The sequence below is a fragment of the Undibacterium umbellatum genome (genome assembly GCF_014284125.1).
GTDB classification, from domain to species: Bacteria; Pseudomonadota; Gammaproteobacteria; order Burkholderiales; family Burkholderiaceae_D; genus Undibacterium; species Undibacterium umbellatum.
Genome location: NZ_JACOFX010000007.1, coordinates 102,096 through 117,414 on the forward strand (window position 1 = coordinate 102,096; position 15,319 = coordinate 117,414).

A 15,319-nucleotide genomic window follows, 5' to 3' on the forward strand; every position below is an offset into this window, starting at 1 on the left:
ACGAGATCAGGCTGAAGAGATAGGTATCGTCAAGCATATTTCAAAACCCTGTCCGGGTGCAGTATTGATGGTGAAATTGGCACGCCCGCCATATTCAAGGTGCAGGCGGCGCTCTACGGTTTTCACGCCTATGCCGCTGGAAGCATGCACTTCTGCCAGGTCTGCACCGGGGCCATCATCCCTGATGGTGATTTCCAGTTCGCCACGCAGCGCCTTGAGTCTGGTCTTGATGAGCAAATTGCCAGGCTGGGCGCGCGGGTTGAAGGCGTGTTTAATACTGTTTTCCACCAGCGGTTGCACGCTCAAGGCTGGTAACCCAAAACCACCTGCCATTTCATCAAGCTGCCAGTCGACGTTTAACCTGTGTCCCAGGCGCAGAGCTTCCAGGTTCAGGTAATCACGCACGAAATTCAATTCTTCTTCCAGCGCAACATGGGTCGTACCGTTTTTCTCGGTATCAAGCACATAGCGCAGCATGTCAGAAAAACGGAACAGCGCGGCCTCGGCTGCCTTGCCATCCTTGCGCATGAGGGCAATGATGGAATGCAGGGTATTGAACAGGAAATGGGGATTGAGTTTATTGCGCAAACTGGCCAGCTCTGCCACCACCAGCAAACCCTGGGCCTGGGTCGCTGCCAGTGCTTGCAGGCGACGTGCTTCGCTGGACCGCACCGAGTGAAAAATACTGGCCACCACGCCATACATCATCAGGCTGTACAGGAAAGGCCAGATATAGGCGCTGAGGGGGCGGGCTGCTTCAATTTCTTTGACATGCACGATCATTTGCATGAAACCACTGACCAGGTAATGCCAGAAAAATCCAAAGCCTATGCTCATCAAAATGTGGATAAACACAATACTGACGGGCCGAAAAGACTTGCGGTCCATCCAGCCCGTCATGGGCCAGATAAGCGCCAGGGTGACTGCCGCTGGCAAGGTATTGATTTCAGAATACAGCGCCAGTTGCAAATCAAACTGGCCCTTGGACAGGCCATCAATCTGTATCGCGAAAGCGATCAGTATCGAATAGGCTATCCATGCCAGGGTATAAAAAAGCCACATACGGCGCATTGCCTGTCCTTTCCACTAGTCTGATGCAATGACTGCAGTATCCGGCAATTCTTGCCGGACAGCTACCGTGATGACACCAAATGAGGAAATAGGGGCCTTAATTGCCAGGCTAGAGCTCTGATCAATCCTTCTCACGTTCCCAGTATTCCAGCGTCGCCGCCTTGTCATAACCTTCACCGGCCAGCACCACACTGATACGGTTGCTATCGGGATAAACAATCACATCATGGGGATTACGTTCTCCTATGACAAGGTAACGACATACTGCATCGGTATGATTGAATAGGCTGTGACCAATCTTTTGCCCGGCCGGGAATACCATGTAATCCCCTGCCTTCATGACATAAGTCTGTTCGCCCATGCGCAGGGTCAGGCTGCCGTCCAGCATCATCAATTGTTCTTCTTCCAGATAATGATAATGGTTGGGGCAGGCATGCTTGCCGGGCGCCAGTTCTTCCAGGCTTACGCCTACATGCTGGCAGCCGCCATATTGGCCGAGCTGGCGATAACGTGAACCAAAACTCTGACCGTGGGAATATTCATCCCAGGGCACGTCTTCGACCGCAAACGGACGGGTTACCCCTTCGTCAGTGAGTGCGATTGCTTTTCTGCTCTCTGTCATATAGGTTTCCAATTAAAAATCAGGTGGCTCCTGCTTTGTCCGCGTCTATCTTGCCCATCTCCAGCAAGACTTCATGGGCAGAGCGGTAGGCATCAATCGCCAGCGGCATGCCACAATACACACTGGCATGTAATAGTACTTCTTGTATTTCTTTCATGCTGGCACCGTTGTTGACTGCACCGCGTACATGACCCTTGATCTCGTGCGCGCGCCCAAGAGCTGTCAGCATGGACAGGGTGATCAGGCTGCGGGTTTTCAAATCCAGACCATCGCGGCACCAGACCGTGCCCCAGGCATTGCGGGTGACAAATTCCTGCAGGGGCGCGGTGAAGGCATCGGTATTGCTAAATGCCTTTTCGACAAAGGCATCGCCCATGACTTGTTGGCGTATGTGCAGGCCATCTTTAAACTGCTGATCTGTTTGCGGATCTGTTTGCTTATGCATTGTGCTGGGACTCCATGTGGTTTTTCTGTAAAGCCATGCTAGCCATATCAGCGGAGAGGGTCAAAACTGCAATGCGAATTGTTGTTTTTAGGTAGCAATACGATTTTCAAGAGAAAATATGTTAATTTGGAAACTTGTTTGAGAACAGACTTGTTTTAACAATATTATCCGTTACAGTTCATTACAGAAATCCCGGCATCTTTACCAAAGCCAGCGTTTACTTATCCTGCGCCGGGCTTATGATGGATGTAAAACGCAAAGTCGTTGTGCTGACACAGCGCTGGCAATCACTTATCCCGCAAGGCAAGGCCGCATCATGAAATTTCTAAACCTGAAGGCATTGGCAGTCATTATCGGCTTAGGCATCAATGTGCATGCCCTGGCGCTGGAAACCGGCAAACCCGCGCCAGAATTCACCGCCCAGGCTGGCAAGGGCAATATACAACTGGCTGATTATCGCGGCAAAGTCGTTTATCTTGATTTCTGGGCGTCCTGGTGCGGGCCATGCAAGCTATCCTTCCCATGGATGAATGCCTTGCAGAGCAAATACGGCGCACAAGGTCTTCAGGTAGTAGCCATCAATCTGGATACCAAGCAGGAGGATGCTCTGGAGTTCCTGAAAACCACTCCCGGCAATTTTCATATAGCCTATGACCCCAAGGGAGTCATGCCACGCCAATATGAAATCAAGGGCATGCCCAGCAGCATCCTGATAGACAGGGATGGCAAGATACTGGCGCAACACGCGGGCTTTAATGACGCCAGCAAAGCTAAAATCGAACAGGCCATCGTGGCGAGTCTGGGGAGTAAATGATGAAGCAATTTAAGCCATACAAACATTTGCATAGACTGGCCTTGCTGGGTCTGGTGTTGTCCTGCACTGCTTGCAGCAATATGCAGTTGGTGCAGACCGTGCAACCCTGGGAAAAAGGCAAGTTGGCTAAAAAGGAAATGACTTTTGACCATGACAAACTAGAAAGCAAATTCGCCGAGCATACCTATTCCAGCAAGGAATCTGCCTTCGGCGGCAGCGGTGTCGGTGGCGGCGGTTGTGGATGCAATTAATGTGTAAGCGCGGAAAAAGCCCAGGAAAAAAAGCATGAAACCTGTCACGTCCAAAACCCCTGATAATCTGGCCAGCACTTTGCTGGCGGCTGCGCTTGCTCTGCCCATGATGCAGGCTGCACATGCGGAAACAGCACCGGACAAGGGTGTCATCAGTCTGAAATTACTCGAGTACAAGGATAGTCAACCTGGTGAAGAGCGCGTCAAGGTACAGGCCAGCGCCCTCAAGATCATGGCACCGCTGTCGGATGAATGGTCAGTCGGTGCAACGTATGTGACTGACAGTATTTCTGGCGCTTCACCCGCCTTCCATAGCTATGGCCTGGTCAAGCTCAGGGATTTTCGCCGTGCACTGGATGCTGAAGTTACCCGCTATTTCCCGCATCACACGCTGACCCTGGGTGCCACGGCTTCCAGTGAAGCAGATTATATTTCGCGTGGCGTCTCGGTAATGGGGAGCCAGTTCAGCGAAGATAAAAATACCACCTGGACTGCAGGCCTGGGGTTTGCCAATGATACTGTCAGCGCATCGACAGGCAAGGTCAGGGGTGAAAACAAACAAGTGACCGATGCCTTGCTGGGCCTGACCCAGGTCATGAGCATGAATGATATTGTGCAAGTCAACTTCAGCCTGGCCCATGCCAAAGGATATTTGTCTGACCCTTACAAGGCGTTCGACAAGCGCCCGGATGAGCGCAATAGCTATGCTCTATTGACGCGCTGGAACCATCATTTTGATTCTACAGGTGGCAGCGCACGACTCAGTTACCGCTATTTTAGCGATAGCTGGAAAATCCGGTCGCATACCTTCAATCTTGAATATACCCAGCCCTTTGGTCAGGGCTGGAGCATCACACCGATACTGCGCATCTATAGCCAGAGTGCGGCCAGTTTTTATGTCGATGCCAAGCCGGAGATGTATCCGTTTGCACCTAACCCGCCAGACGGTGCGCTGAATTCTTCCGAAGACCAGAGGGTTTCTGCCTATGGCGCTCGCACTGTGGGTATCAAAGTAGCCAAGCAAATCAATGAAGACTGGCAGGTCGATGTGAAGTATGAGCAATATCAGCAACGTGCTTCATGGCGTTTGTTTGGCAGTGGCAGTACTGGCTTATTGCCGTTTGATGCCAAGACCATACAAGTCGGGCTGTCACGTCAATTTTAGTTATTGAGTTGACTATGCAGATTTATCGCATCCCTTTCAAGGCCATGGCCAGCACTTGTGAAGTTGTCATTGCAGACCATGATGAACATGCAATGTTTGCCAAGGCACAGGAAGCGATTGCGGAAGTAAGGAGGATAGAAGTCAAGTATTCGCGTTATCGTCCAGACAGCATAGTCTCATGCATCAATGCCCAGGCGGGCAGGGATGCAGTGGTCTGTGATGAAGAAACCCTGGCCTTGTTTGATTATGCGCAGGCCCTGTACCAGGCCAGCGATGGCTTGTTTGACATCACAGCAGGCATCCTCCGACAGGCCTGGAACTTCAAGAGCTCGCGAGTGCCAGCAGCAGACGAACTGCAGGTTTTATGCCAGCGCATTGGCTGGGCCAAGGTGGAGAGAACAGGTGACAAGCTGAGATTGCCACTGGCGGGAATGGAAATCGATTTTGGTGGTTTTGGAAAGGAATATGCGGCAGACCGGGCAGCTGCAGTGTTGCAGGCAGCAGGCGTAACGCATGGCTATATCAATCTGGGTGGCGATATACGGGTACTCGGCCCCAAACCGGACGAGCAGCCCTGGATCATGGGCATACAAGACCCGCGCCAGCAAGACAAGATCGCTGCCAGCATCCCTTTAACAACAGGGGCGCTGGCCACCAGTGGAGATTATGAAAGATATTTTGAAGTCGGTGAAGAGCGGTATTGTCATATCCTCAATCCACGAACCGGCATGCCGGTCAGGCACTGGCGCAGTATCAGCGTACTGGCACCCTTGACCGCACTGGCTGGCAGTTGCACCACGATAGGCATGTTGAAAGAAAAAGACGCACTGGAGTATTTGCAACAAACCGGATTACGGTTTTTGGCGATAGACCAGCAGGGTAAAGTACATACGCAGGCTGCTGCCTGAACCAAGAACTTAAGGAGTAAAACCATGGCTACAGTAGTCGGCGACGATGGCAACAATACCTGGACCGTCATCAACCCATCCACCTTTACTCTCGATGGCAAGGGTGGCATAGACACCCTCAATCTGGGCACTTCACTGCGCTCCAGCTATACCATCACCAAGGCAGCAGATGGCTCCATTCATGTGGATACCCTGTCCGGTGCCAGCGGCGAGTTGCATGCGACGCTGCTTAATATGGAAAGACTGGTATTCAACAATGGCCAGGATACGGTGGACTTGCTGAGTTTTTTTGGCGATACCACAGCACCTGTGGTGATCAGCTTCAGCCCGGCGACACTGGCTGGCAGCGTCGCCACCAGTAGCGATATCGTGCTGACCTTCAGCGAACCAGTCAAGGCTGGCAGCGGCACCATCAGCCTGCAAAACGCCGACGGCAGCACAGTCGCCAGCTACAATATTGCCCAAAGCAACAATGTCACGATCAGCGGCAATACGGTCACCATCAACCCGACCAATGACTTGAATAACAATAGCACTTACAAGCTGAACATACCTTCAGGTGCCATCAAGGATATTGCTGGCAACAACTATATCGGCACCAGCAGTTATTCTTTCACCACGGCCATAAAGGCGGTACCTGGCGGCATCATCGGCACGGCTGGCAATGACAGCCTGAGCGGCACCGCAGCCAATGACAGTTTCAATGGACTGGCCGGAAATGACATCATCAATGGTGGCGCGGGTCTGGACATTGCCATCTATGCTGGCAAACGCAGCGACTTCAACATCTCACCATCCGGTGCCAATTTTACTGTTCAGGATAAAACCGGGGCCGAGGGTACGGATACCGTCAACCAGCTGGAACGCCTGCAGTTTGCCGATATGAGCGTGGCACTGGATATCAATAGCACGGCAGGCGTTGCTTACCGCATTTACCAGGCAGCCTTCAACCGCACGCCGGATTTGCCTGGCCTGGGTTACTGGATAGGACAGATGGACAAGGGATCAACCCTGAACCAGGTCGCTGCCAGCTTCGTCATTTCAGCTGAGTTCAAGCAATTGTATGGGGCGAATATCTCCGACAATGCCTTCCTGACTGCCTTGTACAGTAATGTACTGCACCGGGCGCCAGACCAGGCAGGCTTTGATTATTGGAATGGGCAGGTCAGCAAGGGCATGACACGCGCCGACATACTCGCCAGCTTTAGTGAAAGCGCCGAGAACCAGGTGCAGGTGATAGCCAAGATACAGAACGGTATAGATTTCATCCCGTTTGGATAAGACTCATGCTGATGCTGCACTGCTAGTGCGCAGCATCAGCCTGTGCATAAGCTAACGTTTATACACAGCCTCGATATCCGCAGCAAAATGCGCTAGCAGGTTATTGCGCTTAAGCTTCAGGGTAGGGGTAATCAGGGTGTTTTCCACAGTCCATGGTTCCAGCGTCAGTATCGCGGCACGTGGTTGTGCATAGTAAGGGAAGTTTTTCGTCAGCGCCTTGATACGCTGCACCACCACTTTTTGCGCCTGTGGTGATTTCAGACTGGCTGCATCATCCGGATTCAGGCCCAGCGAACTGGACAGCTCCAGCCAGTAAGCACGGCTCAACACAACAGCACAGGCGATGAAGGGGGCGCTCTCACCAAAGGCATAGGCCTGCTCGAACACGGCATCATTCATGATCGCCAGTTCCAGGTCTACAGGAGCAATTTTTTCACCTGTCGAGGTGACGATGATTTCTTTCACACGTCCCAGGATACGTACACGGCCGTCAACGATAGATGCCTGGTCACCAGTGCGCAGCCAGCCATCGATAAAAGTCTTGGCAGTATCTTCTTCCCGCTTCCAGTAACCACGCATGACATTCGGACCACGGACTTGCAATTCTGCATTTTCACCTATGCGCACTTCTACCTTTTCCACAGCGCGGCCTACGGTGGCAGGATCATTATCGTCAGGCGCATTGAAGGAAACCACAGGGGCCGTCTCGGTCATGCCATAGCCCTGCACGATAGGAATACCCAGACCGAGGAAACATTGCGAAATCGTCTGCGATAAAGCCGCACCACCACTGACAGCCACCCGCAGGCGGCCACCAAACTGGTTCTTGAGCTTGCTGGCGATCAACGGTTCCAGCACCAGCCAGCGCAGGGTATCCAGCATGGCTGTCATGCCATCACCCTTGAGCAAACCCTGCTCACGGCTGAAACGACGCCAACCGGTAGCAATCGCCAGATTAAACAAACTCGCCTGGAATTTTGATGCCGACAGTTTGGTCTGGATCACGCCATACACACGCTCATAAATGCGCGGTACAGAAATCAGGATCGTCGGCCGCACTTCCAGCAAATCTTGCGGCAATTGCTTGACCGAGCGCGAAAAAGCGACACAGGCGCCAGCAGCAATCGGCAGGTAATAACCGGCCGTACGTTCAAAGGTATGCGACAAGGGCAGGAAAGATAAAAACACATCCGTGATGACAGGCGACACCCTGTGGACAACTGCCTTGACGTTAGACACCACATTGGTATGCGTCAGCATGACACCCTTGGGTTTGCCTGTCGTGCCAGAGGTATACACCAGGGCTGCCAGGTCATCAGCTACCGGGCCTTTTGCATTGGCCTGCAAATGCGTAGCACTGGCCAGCCATTCATCGATTTGTAAAACAGGGACACTGGCTGGCAGGACCGTCGCATCCAGCTCTTTTTCCAGCACAACAACCTGACGCAAGGCAGGCAATTCCAGGCCTGCATTGGCGATGTCTTTCCATTGTCTGTCGCTTGCGGCGATTAAAAAAGCAGCATCGCTGTCACTGAGGATATAGGCGATACTGGCCGGGTTATCCAGTGCATGCATGGGTACGGGCACAAAGCCGCAAGCCTGCACGGCCTGGTCCATGCAGACGGCATGCAAACCATTCGGCAGCAGGATCGCAATACGTGAGCCATGCTCAAGTGCCAGCGGTGACAAGGCTTTGATAAAACCCTGGACGCGCTCTTGCGTCTGTTGCCATGAATAAGATATCCACAAGCCCTGGGCATCATCAAATTGCCGGTAGGCTTCTGCATCTGGAGTTTGTGCTACCCGCCAGGCAAATAATTCTGCCAGGGTTTGCACTGTGGATAAGTCGGGAATTGTTGCTGTTTGGGCAGAGATAGACATGAAATGCGTAGCAAAATTAAACAAGCCAGCAGCAAGTTTTCAACCGGACCCGGGAAAACTTGGTTCGTATTTACACGAATATGCCGACTAAAAGCGTCATTATGCAACAAACAGGGAAGAAGCTATTGCGAGGGCGCAAAATGCTCGTTTCACATCCACACTAAGAGGGCATATTTAAATAAAAGCACAAGGACGCCTCCCACTATCCAGGAAAAGGCCTCCACCACAATCTCACGTGAAAATCGAAATTCAACGTTGGGCTGCTGGTTCGTGTGGTTTTGTATAGTCTTCACGCTGGCAAAAGCTTCGCAGCCACAAACCTGGCACTGCTGGACTTGCTTGCTGTTTTCTGCTGAGCAGGCATGACAGGACCAGTCATAGTCGATTTTTTTGCTACTCACTCAATAATCCCTTTTTCTGCTCTGCCAGTTTCTTATATTTTTTATAGAGAAAGGGAGCGAAGAACAAGGTAGGCGGACCAAACAAGACTATCTGTACCACCATGGAAATGATGAGTGAACGGCTGAATATGAGCAGCAAGAGAAACAAGCCTGTTTCCATCGCCAGGCATGCGAGCACTGTTTTCCAGATGGGGGATAAGTTATGCCAAAACAGCTTCATTTGTAAAAATCCTCAACAACTGTATTCAATAGTAGTTAATTGTATTCAGCGGGCAAGGAGGAAATTAGTCTCACTCAAGCCCCCCCACATGGCAACATATAACTGTTTCAAATTTGCTGGCATCCAGGGCCAGGCAGTTTTCTTTTGCTTGTGAGTCAACCCAAAAAATAACACTTCGACATAATAGACATCTATATATTCTCTTGTTTTTTCATCTGCTACTCTCAGTAAGCCGGACATGAACTTCAGATGCGATTGCACCACTGGCTGATTGCCATCACGCACTGCCTGAGTAGTCAGTCTGGCAAATTCTCCTACCATTTCAGTTGTGCAAAGTGCGATGCTGCGATGTTTCCTGGCATGCCTTAACATAGGAATGGCAACATCAGGAAACGTCTTCATGATGTTTAGCAAAAGCTTTCTTACGCTTGGGTGGATTTGCATTCGCGATATGTAAACTGTATCAATAAAATTATGTTCCTGAAAAACCAGTTCAGACTTGCAGGTGACGATCCCTATTCAATTACCAATTATAATGGAGGCCTTGTCCGCCCCATCCCATACCGGAGTATCTATGTTAGGCACGCAAGACCTCATCCAGTTCATCATCGCAGGCATTTTACTCAATATCGCCCCTGGCCCCGACTCCATCCTGATCATGACACGCAGCGCAACGCAGGGCTGGCGTGCCGGGTCGGCTGCGGCGCTGGGAATAGGTGCGGGTACTCTGGTGCATATAATGGCGGCGGCACTGGGGTTGTCAGCCTTGCTGGCAACTTCTGCAACTGCCTTCACCATCGTCAAACTGGCGGGGGCTGCCTATCTATTGTACGTCGGCATATCCATGCTGTTGAGCAAGGCAAAATCTGCCGAACAAGCTCAGGCAGGCATTACCAGCCAGCCCTTGCTCAGCCACCGCAAGATTTTCATGCAGGGCTTTTTGACGAATGTACTCAATCCCAAGGTAGCGATTTTCTTCCTGGCTTTCGTGCCGCAATTTATTGCTGCAGATGCAAGCAACAAGCCACTGGCCCTGATTGTCCTGGGTTGCATCTTTAATTTCAATGGCATGATCTGGTGCCACCTCCTCGCAGTATCAACAGCATTCGCCAGACAGCGCATGCGCGTCAATCAGGCTGTGACGCTGTGGCTGAACCGCTTCATTGGTTTGATGTTTGTCTCTTTTGGTATCAAGCTGGCCTTGTCAAATAAAAACTGAAAGAAACTCAGGCAGATTGAAATCAAGAAAAATACCTCTTGTGACAGATAACAAAAATACATACATAATGAGCATAAGCAGACCGAATTAATTCAGACTCATCCATGCAGGTTTTGAGGGGATATACGTCATGTCTTTCTTGTCATCGAATACAAAGTCATTGCCGCCCTGGAAAGTCTTGCTGGTTGATGATGAACCTGATATTCATGATGTCACCAAGCTGACACTAAGCCGTTTTCGCATGGACGAGCGGCCTCTGCTGTTTCTCGATGCCTATAGCGGTGCAGAAGCTAAAACCATGCTGGCCAGCCATCAGGATATCGCCCTGGTATTTCTTGATGTGGTCATGGAAAAAGAAGACAGCGGCCTGGAAGTCGCCCGCTGGTTGCGCCAGGAACAGGGCAATCAATTCACCCGCATCGTCTTGCGCACTGGACAACCTGGCCAGGCACCGGAAGAAAATGTCATCGTTGATTACGATATCAATGATTACAAGGAAAAAACCGAGCTCGACCGCAAGAAATTATTCACCACCACCTTCGCTGCCCTGCGTGCTTACCGCGATATCATGGACGTGGAACAGGCCAGGCGTTTCCAGGCCACTTATCGCGAAGGATTGGAGCGTGTCATCGAAGCCTCCGCCCATATTTTTAAACAACGCAACTTGCATGATTTTGCCAATGGCTTGCTACAGCAAGTAGTCGCCCTGTTGCGGCTGGAACAAAGCCTGCTGGTGCGCCTGCGCGGTGCCAGCGGCATCTCGGGTGCTGACAGCTATGAAGTACTGGCCAAGATTGGTGAATTCGACGATGACAGCCAGATTTTTACCGATGAACTGGTGCAGCAATTACATGAAGCCTGCGCCAACCGCATCTCGCTCCTGAACGGTGATACCTATGTAGGCTATTTCCCGAACAGTAGCGGCAAGGCGTCTTTGCTGGTGCTCAGGGGTGTGCATGATGTTGCCGAGATCGATGCCAAATTGCTGGAAGTTTTTTCTTCCGGTGTCGCCATCGCCTTCGATAATATTTTGCTCAACCAGGAAATCACCGATACCCAGAGTGAAATGATCATGCGCCTGGGTGATGTGGTGGAATCGCGCTCGCATGAAGCCAGCAACCATGTACAGCGCATGGCAGAAGTCTCTTATCTGCTGGCAGTTGCCTCCGGCATGCCCAGGGATGAAGCGAATATCCTGCGGCAAGCTGCCCCCATGCATGACATAGGAAAAATAGCGACACCTGACGCTGTCTTGCTAAAACCCGGCAAACTCGACCTGGCCGAATGGGAAATCATGAAGCAACATCCCGACGTAGGTGCATCGATACTGGAAGGTTCACAAAGACCCATACTTAAAGCCGCCGCCATCATCGCCCACCAGCATCATGAAAAATATGATGGCAGTGGTTATCCACAAGGCTTGCGCGGCGAAGACATCCACACCTACGCCCGCATCGTCGCCGTCGCCGACGTCTTCGACGCCCTCATGCACGCCCGCTGCTACAAACCCGCCTGGGAACTGGACGACGTCCTCAGCCACCTGCAAAGCGTCAGCGGCAGCCACCTTGATCCGCGTTATGTGGATTTGATGATTGCCAATGTGGATGAGGCGCTGATGATCAATGCAAGGTTTCCGGATTGAGGCTGCCAGGATTGTTTTTAGTCTGATTATTAGTCACCTGTATGCGTCATTTAAGATTGCAGGTCGGGGGTAGCCCGACAGCTACTTACTTTTCTTGTCTCGCCAAGAAAAGTAAGCCAAAGAAGGCGACCCAGGCGTAGTCGCCCCCTAAAGGGGGTTCCCGTTTGTGCAGTACAAAAAATGGGAAGGCCCGAAACTCGCTACGCTCAGACAGCGGTCCTTCTTAATCCATTTTCTGTACTGCACAAACGGCGTCTACACATGGGAACTGCAAAGTCAAAAGCAACCCCGCATCTCGTTGATCAACCACATTTAATGCAATTCGAATCTCGGTTGTATTGACGTTGCTTTTGACTTTGAGGTTGGCTTTGATCTTTGCCGTTCCGACGTGTCGATGCCTTTGATGCAAGGCAGAAAATGGATTAAGAAGGACCGCTGTCTGAGCGTAGCGAGTTTCGGGCATTTCCCATTTTTTGACTTGCAGCAAAGGGGACCCCCTTTAGGGGGCAGCGACGCCTCGGTCGCCTTTTTTCGCTTACCTTTTTTGGCGAAGCAAAAAAGGTGAGTAGCTGCCGGGCTACCCCCGGCCTGTAAACTCAAATGACGTGTACAGGCTTGACAATCAGATACATAAAACACTACAAATCTAAAATTAATATACCTGGCTGTATACAACGAACGCCTCTGGATTCCTGCTAAAAGCACGCAGGAATGACGTAGCTTAGTATGCAGTCTATCATCGGTCTGCGATCTCCAATCTCGTATCAAAATATCAAAAAATGAAGACGCGAGAACCTAAGCCCCCTCCCTCACCGGCAAACTCCTCCTCTGCGGAAACCGCAACTGATACCGCAATCCCTCCCCCAGTACACTTGTCGCCCTCACCGTACCATGCAAAGCCCCCGTCACCAGGTTATACACAATATGCGCCCCCAGCCCGCTGCCACCCTGCCCACGCTTGGTGGTAAAGAATGGCTCAAACAATTTTTTCAGGGCAGCATCATCCATGCCTATGCCATCATCGGCAAATTCCAGTTCCACCTGATCCTGCGACCTTTGCGCGCGGATAGTCACGGTGCCTTGCTCACGTCCATCAAAGCCATGATGGATGGAGTTCATCAGCATATTGGTGATGATTTGGGATAGCGCGCCGGGGTAATTCCTGACAAGTACACCCTTGTCGCATTCCAGTTTGACACTGATGTTTTTATTCTTGATCTTGGGATGCAAAGACAACAGGATTTCTTCGAGATAGGCACGCAGGTCAAACTCGCGCATGCTTTCTGAAGACTGGTCTACCGCCACTTGTTTGAAGCTACGTATCAGTGTAGCGCTGCGCTGGCAATTGCTGGTCATGATGCGCAGGGACTGGTCCATGATGTCGAAGAATTGCTGCAAGCTGTCCTTGCTGAGATGGCCTGCCTCAAAGTCCTTGCGTATCAGTGCCAGCTCTTCCACCATATGACTGGTGGCCGTCACACAGATGCCTACCGGGGTATTGATTTCGTGGGCGACGCCGGCCACCAGGCGACCCAGCGAGGCCAGTTTTTCCTGGCTGATGAGTTCTGCCTGCGCGGCTTGCAAGGCGGCCAGGGTGTGGTTCAGGGTATCGTTCTGTTGTGCCAGCCTGGTATAGGCCTCGCGTATATCACTATCTGCCTTGATACGCGCCAGGGCAGATGCAACATGGTTGGCCACAAATGCCAGCAAATCAAGATCGGCCTCGGTATAGATGATATCGGCGTTATAACTCTGCACGATGATGACGCCATGAATGTAATCATCTGCCAGCATGGGTGCGCCCATCCAGCTGACCAGGTCGCTACTGCCCAATACCTGTATTTCACCATCGCTGACCAGCTTTTGCAAACGCTGCTGATCTATCAGTTGTGCGTGGCGTTGATGGACCACATAAGAGGTCATGCCTGCGCCCATGGGAAAGCGTTGCCCCTTGAGGTCCGCGTCTTTTTCATCCCGCATATACTGTATGCTGAATTCATCGCTATCCGGCAGATACAGGGCCACCATGAAATTTGGCACCTGCAATAACTGGCTGACAATGTCATGCAGGCGCGAGAATTTCAGCTCGGTTTCGGTAACGGTAATGGACAGCTCGGCGATTTCATACAAGACTCTTTGCAGAGTTTCGGCGCGGCGTCTTTCCTGTACCTCATGTTCCAGCAGGGCAGTCCTGTCTGCCACTGCCTGTTCGAGGCGGTCCAGGCTTTGTACCGCTTGCAAGGAGGTGGAAATATGGTTGGCGATGAGGGCAAACAGGGCCTGATCTTCTTCGCTGTAGGTATGCGATGCATCATAGCTTTGTATGACCATCGCCCCCAGTGGCTGCTTTTGCTGATCCAGCAGCGGGCAACCCATCCAGTGTTCAGCACGGGCGCCAGTGCCCCAGGCTTCGCCACCAGCGGCGATGACGGCGTTTTCCCTGGCCGCATCCTCTTCCGCTGTCATCAGCAAGGGCTTTCGATTCAGTATGATCCAGGCGGTCGGTGACTGGTCGGGAGAGGCCAGCACAAACCAGGCAGCCGGGTCCACGGGCGCGTCAATTTCATCAACCCTATAGGCATAGCGTATGGCGTGCTGCTGTTTATCGTAGAGGGCGACATAGAAATTGGCCGCATACATGAGGCGGCCCAGTGCCTGATGCACTGCTTGCAGGAATCCTGTAACGTCGCTGGAGGAAGCAGAAATCTGGCTGATTTCCAGCACCATGGATTGAACGGCTTCAAGGCGTTCCAGGCGCGCTTCCATGACAAACTCCCCAAGGAGATATCGACAGCAGGTTTATTTGATAGGCAAACAACTAGTATTCTTGACTTCTTCCATCACTGCATAGGTATGCGTTTCACGCACACCATTCAATTGCAGCAGCGATTTGCCGAGGAAATCGCGGTAGGCATTCATGTCTTTGACACGCGCCTTGACGAGGTAGTCAAAACCACCCGCCACCATATGGCATTCCAGCACTTCAGGGATGGCTTGTACGCCACGCCGAAAAGCGTCGAACACGTCAGGCGTCGTGCGGTCGAGCACAACTTCTATGAAAACCAGCAAAGCCACATCGAGCAGATGGGGATTGAGCTGGGCTGTGTATCCTAGTATGTAGCCGGATTCTTGCAGCTTGCGCACGCGTTCCAGACAGGCAGCAGGAGAGAGATTTACCCTGGTTGCCAGTTCTACATTACTGATACGGCCATCGTTTTGCAATTCGGCCAGAATTCTTTTACTGATTTTGTCGAGCATAAGAAGTCAAAAATCGTCAGTGTAGTGGTTAATAATATTCGGCATAATTTTCTCACAAAATAGAAAATTTCGATATATGTTCTGATTTCCAGAATTAATCCTCGAAGAGCATCTATACAATGAAATCATATTTGTTTTGAT

Annotated in this window: 16 protein-coding genes; 7 read left to right on the forward strand and 9 right to left on the reverse strand. The window is 51.5% G+C overall.

The window, feature by feature from the left end:
• Positions 1-6: 6 nt before the first annotated feature.
• The 3 genes from H8L47_RS14925 to H8L47_RS14935 form a co-directional block, all read right to left on the reverse strand.
• On the reverse strand, positions 7-1,071 hold the full coding sequence (locus H8L47_RS14925; RefSeq protein ID WP_230413754.1) for a sensor histidine kinase: 1,065 nt from the start codon (positions 1,069-1,071) through the stop codon (positions 7-9).
• Between the two features lie 121 nt (positions 1,072-1,192).
• Positions 1,193-1,693: a cupin domain-containing protein gene (locus H8L47_RS14930; RefSeq protein ID WP_186954391.1), complete on the reverse strand. Its 501-nt coding sequence runs from the start codon at positions 1,691-1,693 to the stop codon at positions 1,193-1,195.
• A 19-nt stretch (positions 1,694-1,712) separates the two neighbouring features.
• A complete protein-coding gene (locus H8L47_RS14935) occupies positions 1,713-2,138 on the reverse strand; it encodes a carboxymuconolactone decarboxylase family protein (protein ID WP_186954392.1) in 426 nt (141 codons plus the stop codon).
• 316 nt (positions 2,139-2,454) lie between these two features.
• On the opposite strand from H8L47_RS14935, the gene H8L47_RS14940 reads away from it, so the two are divergent.
• From H8L47_RS14940 to H8L47_RS14960, 5 genes are read left to right on the forward strand one after another with little or no spacing between them, the layout of a single operon-like run.
• Positions 2,455-2,952, forward strand: a complete 498-nt coding sequence (locus H8L47_RS14940; protein ID WP_186954393.1) for a TlpA family protein disulfide reductase — start codon at positions 2,455-2,457, stop codon at positions 2,950-2,952.
• On the forward strand, positions 2,952-3,203 hold the full coding sequence (locus H8L47_RS14945; RefSeq protein WP_186954512.1) for a DUF4266 domain-containing protein: 252 nt from the start codon (positions 2,952-2,954) through the stop codon (positions 3,201-3,203). Before H8L47_RS14940 ends, H8L47_RS14945 begins: the two co-directional genes overlap by 1 nt.
• A gap of 34 nt (positions 3,204-3,237) precedes the next feature.
• On the forward strand, positions 3,238-4,368 hold the full coding sequence (locus tag H8L47_RS14950; protein ID WP_186954394.1) for a DUF3570 domain-containing protein: 1,131 nt from the start codon (positions 3,238-3,240) through the stop codon (positions 4,366-4,368).
• A gap of 14 nt (positions 4,369-4,382) precedes the next feature.
• Positions 4,383-5,276, forward strand: a complete 894-nt coding sequence (locus H8L47_RS14955; protein ID WP_186954395.1) for an FAD:protein FMN transferase — start codon at positions 4,383-4,385, stop codon at positions 5,274-5,276.
• Between the two features lie 24 nt (positions 5,277-5,300).
• Complete coding sequence (locus tag H8L47_RS14960) at positions 5,301-6,557, forward strand: DUF4214 domain-containing protein (protein WP_186954396.1); 1,257 nt, start codon at positions 5,301-5,303, stop codon at positions 6,555-6,557.
• A 51-nt stretch (positions 6,558-6,608) separates the two neighbouring features.
• Here H8L47_RS14960 and H8L47_RS14965 read toward each other — a convergent pair whose 3' ends face one another.
• From H8L47_RS14965 to H8L47_RS14975, 3 genes are all read right to left on the reverse strand, one after another.
• Positions 6,609-8,438, reverse strand: a complete 1,830-nt coding sequence (locus tag H8L47_RS14965; RefSeq protein WP_186954397.1) for an AMP-dependent synthetase/ligase — start codon at positions 8,436-8,438, stop codon at positions 6,609-6,611.
• A 393-nt stretch (positions 8,439-8,831) separates the two neighbouring features.
• On the reverse strand, positions 8,832-9,059 hold the full coding sequence (locus tag H8L47_RS14970; protein ID WP_186954398.1) for a hypothetical protein: 228 nt from the start codon (positions 9,057-9,059) through the stop codon (positions 8,832-8,834).
• A gap of 45 nt (positions 9,060-9,104) precedes the next feature.
• Positions 9,105-9,461, reverse strand: a complete 357-nt coding sequence (locus H8L47_RS14975) for a DUF7674 family protein (protein WP_186954399.1) — start codon at positions 9,459-9,461, stop codon at positions 9,105-9,107.
• Positions 9,462-9,633: 172 nt separating this feature from the next.
• On the opposite strand from H8L47_RS14975, the gene H8L47_RS14980 reads away from it, so the two are divergent.
• Both H8L47_RS14980 and H8L47_RS14985 read left to right on the forward strand, forming a co-directional pair.
• Positions 9,634-10,278: a LysE family translocator gene (locus tag H8L47_RS14980; RefSeq protein ID WP_186954400.1), complete on the forward strand. Its 645-nt coding sequence runs from the start codon at positions 9,634-9,636 to the stop codon at positions 10,276-10,278.
• 130 nt (positions 10,279-10,408) lie between these two features.
• Positions 10,409-11,920: a response regulator gene (locus H8L47_RS14985; protein ID WP_186954401.1), complete on the forward strand. Its 1,512-nt coding sequence runs from the start codon at positions 10,409-10,411 to the stop codon at positions 11,918-11,920.
• A 223-nt stretch (positions 11,921-12,143) separates the two neighbouring features.
• Here H8L47_RS14985 and H8L47_RS14990 read toward each other — a convergent pair whose 3' ends face one another.
• The 3 genes from H8L47_RS14990 to H8L47_RS15000 form a co-directional block, all read right to left on the reverse strand.
• The gene (locus H8L47_RS14990; protein WP_186954402.1) at positions 12,144-12,407 is read right to left on the reverse strand and encodes a hypothetical protein; all 264 of its coding nucleotides are present in this window, start codon (positions 12,405-12,407) and stop codon (positions 12,144-12,146) included.
• A 308-nt stretch (positions 12,408-12,715) separates the two neighbouring features.
• Positions 12,716-14,686 carry a GAF domain-containing sensor histidine kinase gene (locus tag H8L47_RS14995; protein WP_186954403.1) on the reverse strand — a complete coding sequence of 657 codons (1,971 nt, stop codon included), beginning with the start codon at positions 14,684-14,686 and terminating at the stop codon, positions 12,716-12,718.
• Between the two features lie 33 nt (positions 14,687-14,719).
• Positions 14,720-15,178: an Lrp/AsnC ligand binding domain-containing protein gene (locus H8L47_RS15000; RefSeq protein ID WP_110254407.1), complete on the reverse strand. Its 459-nt coding sequence runs from the start codon at positions 15,176-15,178 to the stop codon at positions 14,720-14,722.
• Positions 15,179-15,319: the final 141 nt, after the last annotated feature.